Source organism: Arthrobacter sp. JCM 19049 (assembly GCF_001310435.1).
In genome coordinates, this window is the sequence record NZ_BAXF01000328.1 from 1 (window position 1) to 2491 (window position 2491).

The 2491-nt window shown below is 67.1% G+C and carries 2 pseudogenes; both read right to left on the reverse strand.

Going from position 1 to position 2491, the window contains the following annotated elements:
- A pseudogene (locus JCM19049_RS23530) lies at window positions 1-564 on the reverse strand (thiamine pyrophosphate-binding protein); the annotation flags it as partial.
- 128 nt (window positions 565-692) lie between these two features.
- Window positions 693-2491, reverse strand: a pseudogene (locus JCM19049_RS11710) (PhoX family phosphatase); the annotation flags it as partial.

A 2491-nucleotide genomic window follows, 5' to 3' on the forward strand; every position in this document is an offset into this window, starting at 1 on the left:
GCCCACTGCTGTGCGCCTAAATCACTGTCCCGGGGCGGGGTAAGCGGGTCGCGGAACTGCAGGTTCAGCTGGACCGGGCCCGGCGCGCTCTTGCTTGTCCCGGCGAGCGCCGCAGGGCTTGGTCTACCGCTGGTGTGGGCGAGGTTCCGGCCGGGACGTTCAGGTTCGCACGCACGTGCACGCCGAACAGTCCACGCTGGTCAGTGGTTTGGCTGGCGCCGGTGCCCTGCAGCTCCTCGGGACGGTCGGCGGAGAGGACCAGCAGCGCGGTGCCGGTGTGGTTGGCTTCCATGATGGCCGGCAGCAGTTGGCCCACGGCCGTGCCGGAGGTCATGGCAATCGCCACCGGGGCCCCGGAGCCTGGGCCATGCCGAGTGCCAGGAAACCGGCGGAGCGTTCGTCGATGCGTACGTGGATGCGCAGTTTGCCGCTGGTCTCGGCCTCCGCTGCGGCGTAGGCCAGCGGGGCGCTGCGGGAACCCGGTGAGAGCACCAGGTCACGGATTCCCGCGCCGATCAGCGTGCGGAACACGTCCCGGGCGGTATCGATGGCGGTATTCGGCAGGGATTCACGGTGGTGCAGGTCCCTGGGTGACTCGTTGGCGGTGTGCGCCGTGCTTCGTTCAGCTCCCACCTGCCCCAGTCTAGTGGTTGCCCCGCCGGTCCCTGCCGCCTACCGCCTCCCGTTGCCCACTACTTGCCCGGTCCCCGGCCCTGGCCCTTGATGGCCTTGGTGCGCCGGTACACCTGCACGACGGTGGGTCGCGGGCCACGCATCTGGCCCTTCTTGGCCTTGCGACCGTCACTGACGTAGTCCGGGAACAGGGACTGGGGTTCGTTGTAGCTGCCGCCCTCCCCCGGGTGCTGGACCGAAACGAACACCGATTGATGCTGTCGCGGATCAGCGGGCCGCAGGTCTCGGCGCCGGTCGGTACGGCCAGGAACTGTTCAACCCGCCCGCGTTGTTCACCATCCAGGGTGACCTTGTGCAGGGCATCGGAGTAGCCGATGGTGCTTGGTGCCCCGTCGGTGGAGATCCACAGGTTGCCCTGGGAGTCGAAGGCCAGGTTGTCCGGGCAGGAGATTGGGGAGACCTTGTCGGCCGGGTACCCGGAGAAGTAGGTGGAGGAATTGAACTTGGGATCCCCGGCCACCAGCAGGATGTTCCAGTTGAACTCGTTGGCGGTCGCGTCGGTGGGGTTCTCGGTGATTTCCAGTACGTGCCCGTCCCGGTTGCGCAGGCGCGGGCTGACCTCGGTGGCCCCCTCGGTGCCATGGTTGCCGCGTTCGGAGTTGTTGGTCAGGGCCACGTAGACCTTGCCGGTGACGGGGCTGGGTTCCACGTCCTCCGGGCGGTCCAGCTTGGTGGCGCCGACCTTGTCAGCGGCCAGCCGGGTGTAGACCAGGACCTCGTCCAGGGCCATGCCCTGGACCTGGGAGGCCCCGTTGAGCACCAGCGGGACCCACGTCCCGGTGCCGTCAAAGGCTCCGTCGGTGGGCAGCGTTCCGATGCCGTCGATTTCGTGGGCCGGGGAATTGCCGCTGAAGGTGGCCACGTACAGATCCCCGTGGGACAGCAGGGTCATGTTGTGGGCGCGGTCCCCCTTGCGGTAGGTGTCGCGTGAGACGAACTTGTACAGGTATTCAAAGCGCGAGTCATCACCCGAGTAGGCGATGACCTTGCCGTTCTGTGCGATGCGCACGTTGGCGCCCTCGTGCTTGAACCGGCCCAGGCTGGTGTGTTTCACCGGGACCGAGTCCGGGTTTTGCGGATCAATTTCCACCACCCACCCGAAGCGGTTGGCCTCGTTCTCATAGCCGGGGTGGTGCAGCCCGAAGCGCGGTTCGCTCTCCTCCCAGCCGCGGCCGGTGGCCTTGGCCTTGATCCCGTACCGGGCTTCCTGCGCGGTGCCCCGGCCCCGGAAGTACTGGTCGAAGTTTTCCTCCCCGCTCAGCACGGTTCCCCACGGGTGGTGCCCCCAGCGCAGTTGTTCAGCGTTCCCAGCACCCGGGTTCCGGTATCGTCCTCACGGGTGCGCAGCAGCGGGCTGCCGGCGGCCGGGCCGGTCATGCGGAACTCGGTGTGCATGGTGATGCGCCGGTTGCGTTCGCCGCCCACGATGTAGTTCCAACGTCGGTCGTTCTTCTTGCGCTGCACTTCCACCACTGACATGCCGTGCGCGGCCAGCGCGACCCGACGGGCCTCGTCCTTGTTCGCCTCAAACCAAGCGGGCGGGAACATCATTTCCTCGTTCGTGTATTCGTGGTTGGCCACCAGCACCCCGCGATGTGATGCGTACTTGTCCACGATGATGTCCAGGTAGTCGCAGTTGTAGCCGAACTGTGCGGCCTGCGCCTTCGCCGAGGGTTTGGCCGGGTCCAGGGCCTGCTTGCGGGAGAACAACGGGTCACCCCAGCGGATGATCGGGTGCCAGTCATAGCCCTCAGGCACGCTCATGCCGTCCACCGAGCGGGACACCGGGCGATGGCGG